At 66.7% G+C, this 4,197-nt stretch carries 1 protein-coding gene; it reads right to left on the bottom strand.

Annotated features, from left to right (window positions below; all coding sequences use genetic code 11):
- Window positions 1-4,197: amino acid adenylation domain-containing protein (locus ACRDUX_RS18270; RefSeq protein ID WP_526415432.1), on the bottom strand; the 4,197-nt coding region annotated here is incomplete at both ends.

The following is a 4,197-nucleotide window of genomic DNA, read 5'->3' as shown; positions in this document are numbered from 1 at the left end:
GTTCGATGCGGTAGCCGCGGATCTTGACTTGTTCATCGGCGCGGCCGAGGTAGTGCAGTTGCCCGTCAGCACCCCAGCGGACCAGGTCCCCGGTGCGGTACATCCGCGTCCCGGGTTCGCCGAACGGGCAGGCCACGAACCGCGATGCGCTCAGCCCGGCCCGACGCCAATAGCCGACTCCCACACCACGGCCGGCGACGTACAGCTCACCGACCACCCCGGACGGCACCGGTCGCAACCACTCGTCGAGGACGAACAGTGCCGCCGTCGATACCGGCGCACCGATCGGTGCCGTTCCCGACCCAGTCGCCAATGGGGCACTCATGGTGGCGTACACGGTGGTTTCGGTCGGGCCGTAGGCATTGACCATCACCCGCCCTGGCGCCCACCGATCCACCACCTCAGCCGGACACCTCTCACCCCCGAGCAGCAACGCCACCGATTCGAGACCCTGCGGTGAAAGCGTCGCGACCGCCGAGGGGGTCTGGGTGAGCACGGTGACCCGTTCGCTGATCAACAAGGCATGGAAGTCATTCGATGAACCGACTACCTCTTCTGGCACCACCACCAACCGGGCCCCACCCAATAGCGCAGCCCAGATCTCCCAGACCGAGAAGTCAAAGGCATAGGAGTGACACTGAGTCCACACCTGTCTGTCGGGCAGGCCGGCCGGTTGGGACGCCGCCAGATGAGTCAGGTTGTGGTGGGTGATCGCCACCCCCTTCGGGGTACCGGTAGTGCCCGACGTGTAAATCAGGTAAGCGAGGTCATCCACGGAAGGCACCGGCAGCGCGGTGCTGGGTTGGGTATCGATGCGGGGGTCGTCGACATCGATGACCAGTGGGCCGCACCCCTGGAACCGGTCAGCCAAGGTGGCGGTGGTGATCGCAGCCATCGGCGCGGAATCGGCGAGCATGTACTCGATCCGCGCCGCAGGCAGCGCCGGATCGATCGCCAGATACGCTGCTCCCGACTTCAAGACCGCCAGCATCGCCACGACCGCTCGTGCCGAGCGCTCCAACAGCAGCGCCACACAGTCACCGGAGCCAACCCCGTGGTCAGACAGTAAGTGCGCCAGCCGGTTCGAGGATTCGTCGAGATCGCGGTAGGTCAACGAGCGGTGGCCGAAGGTCACCGCGACCGCCTCGGGTGTGTGTCTGACCTGGGCGGCGAACAGCTCTGGGACCGACACCTGCGTGGTGGGCCGAGTCAGCACGGCCCGATTACCGAGCCCATCCAACTGGGCATGCTCACCGGCATCGAGCACGTCCAGCGCCGACAACGGCGTCGCGGGGTCTGCGGTCATGGCGACGACCAGTCGCTCGAACCGTTCGATCAAGACGTCGATGCCAGCCTGGTCGAAGACGGCGGTGTCGAATTCGACGCGAAGGCCTAGTTCCGGCCCGGGCGTGGCTTGCAGTGTCAGTGGGTAGTGGTTGGATTCGCGACCGGTGAAGTCGGTGATGACCAACCCATCGACGTCCGACAACGCGTTGGTGTCGATCGGATAGTTCTCGTAGACGAACAGGGTGTCGAACAGTTGGTCGTGGCCGGTGACGCGGTGAATCTCGTTGAGTGCCAAGTATTGATGGTCGAGGGTCTGGTTGTGGGCGCTGTGCAGTTGAGCGAGCAGATCGGCGGTGCTGGTGGCCTGCGTGACGTGTGCGCGCACCGGCACCGTGTTGATCATCAGGCCCACCATCGTTTCCGCGCCCGACAGCTCGGTGGGCCGTCCCGAAACCGCGGTACCGAAGACGACGTCACGCTGGCCGGTCAACCCCATCAGCAGCTTCGCCCACGCGCCCTGCAGCACGATGTTGACGGTGGTGTGACAGGAGCGCGCCAGCTCGCCAACGGCGCGCGTCGTCCTGGCGGGCAACCGATGGGATGCCACCCCTCGTGGTCCCGAACGGCCCGGCGGACCGACCAGGGTGGGGGTGTCGAACCCCGCCAGCACCTCACACCAGACCGTGTGGGCGGCCTCGGGGTCCCGGTCGAGCAGCCAGCTGACGAACCGGCGATACGGCACGGCCGCGGGCAGCCGCTGCCCGTGATAGTTGCCGAAGACTTCCCCAAGCAGGATCGGCAGCGACCAACCGTCGAGCACGATGTGGTGATTGGTCAGCACGAGCCGGTGCCGATCCTCGGCGGTGCGGATCAACACCACCCGGAAGGCGTGCGGTTCGGTGAGGTCGCACACCGAGGCGCGTTCGGCGGCGCACACCTGCCGGATCTGCTCCTCGGAGTCCAGTTCCAGGTATTGCCAAGGGGTTTCGGGGTTGGCCGGGATGATTTGAATCGGCTGGTCGTAGTGATCGCTGAATCGGGCGGCCAGGTGGGGGTGGCGGTTGATGACGGTCCGCACCGCATTGCGCAGCCGGTGGGGATCGAGCGGGCCGGACACGGTGATGTCCAGCTGAAGCGCGTACAGATCGTCATCGCTGTTCTGTCTGGCGGCGTGGAAGAGCAGTCCCTGCTGCATCGGGGTCAGCGGCAAGACATCAGCGATGCGATGGCCCCGCTGCAACTCGTCGATCTGGTGTTGGGTGAGTTGGGCGGGAGTGATGTCAGACGGGGTCAGTCCGCCGCCACCGTGCTGGACATGGGTTCGGATTCCGGTTAGGGCGTCGAACCACAGTTGGCTGAGCCGGCGGATCTGGCCCTCGCCGAGCGCCGATTGCGCCCAGGTCCAGTCCGCGTGCAGGTGTGGGCCGGTGCCGGCGTCAACGGTTGCGGCGTTGAGTTCGACGGTGTGTCCCAGCGGCGTGGGGACCGCGGTGGCGGCACCGGCGACCTCCATGGCGTCCTCGCTGATCCGCCACAGCTCCTCCGAGCCGTCGGCCGCAGCCGTGCCCAACCGCCCCAAGTAGTTGAACCCGATCGTGGGATCGGAGCCGGTCAGGTCGACGTCCGGGTTGAGGTAGCGAAGCAGTCCGTAGGTCAGCCCGTCGGGCAGGGCGCGGAGCTGTTCCTTGGCATCCTTGATCACCGCACCGAGCGCCGCCTCGCCGGCGACCACCTGTGCCCAGCGCAGCCCCCCGACCGCCAGCGCCACCGGGTATTTCGTGGTGAACCACCCCACGGTCCGGGACAGGTCGACGTCGGCGGCCACTTCCTCGTGGCGGCCGTGCCCTTCGATGTCGATGCCGATCGCCGCGCTGCCGCTGCCGAGGAACTCCGTGCACGCCAACCCGAACGCGATCAGCAGAATGTCCTGGACGCCTGCATGAAACGCCGCGGGCACCTCGCCGAGCAGCATCCGGCTGGTCTCGACATCCAACGAAACCGAAAGGCGCCCAGCCGTGGCATGGGTATCCACCGCAGGTATTGCCGCAGGCAGCGCGGCCGGGACCGCGGCCACCTGCTTCCACGCCTCGGCGTGCTCCGCCACCGCCGAGCGGGAGCCGTGTTCAACCAGCAGCGATGCCCACCGCTGGAACGACGTGCCCGCTACCGGCAACGCCACCGGCTCTCCGCTGCGGCGTTGGAGCCACGCAATATTGATGTCTTCCAACAGGATTCGCCAGGACACCGCATCGATCGCCAGGTGATGGATGATCAGCGTCAGGTGGCCGGTGTCTGCCACCCATAGCGCGCTCAGCATCTGTCCGGCGGCCGGATTCAATCGCGACCGGGCCTTGACCAGCGCCTCATCAGACAACACGTCCACCGCGTGAAGGCACCCTCCGGCGTCGACCGAACCCGGCTCGGGGACGTGTAGTGACCAGCTGCCGTCGCTGTCGTCGGCGGCGCGTAGCCGCAGCATGGCGTGCCGATCCAGCAGGGCTTGAAGGACCATGACGACGTCGTCCTCGCCGACCCCGGCGGGGACTTGGACCACCATGGTTTGGTTGAACTGGTCGATGGGGCCGTCCACGTCGCGGAGCCAGCGCATGATCGGGGTGGGCACCACCGATCCGAGACCTTCATCGACTACCGAGGCCTGACCGTTGGTAGACCCGGTTACCCGGGCCAGTCGGGCGACGGTTTGTTCGACGAAGATGTCGCGGGGTCGACACGTCAGCCCGGCGGCGCGGGCGCGGGCGACGACCTGCATCGAGAGGATGCTGTCTCCGCCGAGGTCGAAGAAGGATTGGTCGATGCCGACTTGGTCGAGTCCGAGGACTTGGGTGTAGATGCCGGCGAGGAGTTCTTCGATGGCGTTGGTGGGTGGGTGGTAGTGGTCGGTGTCTTGGT

The organism is Mycobacterium sp., assembly GCF_050701675.1.
Classification (GTDB): Bacteria; Actinomycetota; Actinomycetes; order Mycobacteriales; family Mycobacteriaceae; genus Mycobacterium.
The sequence above is the reverse complement of the archived record's forward strand: the minus strand, read 5'-3'. Positions and strand labels throughout refer to the sequence as shown.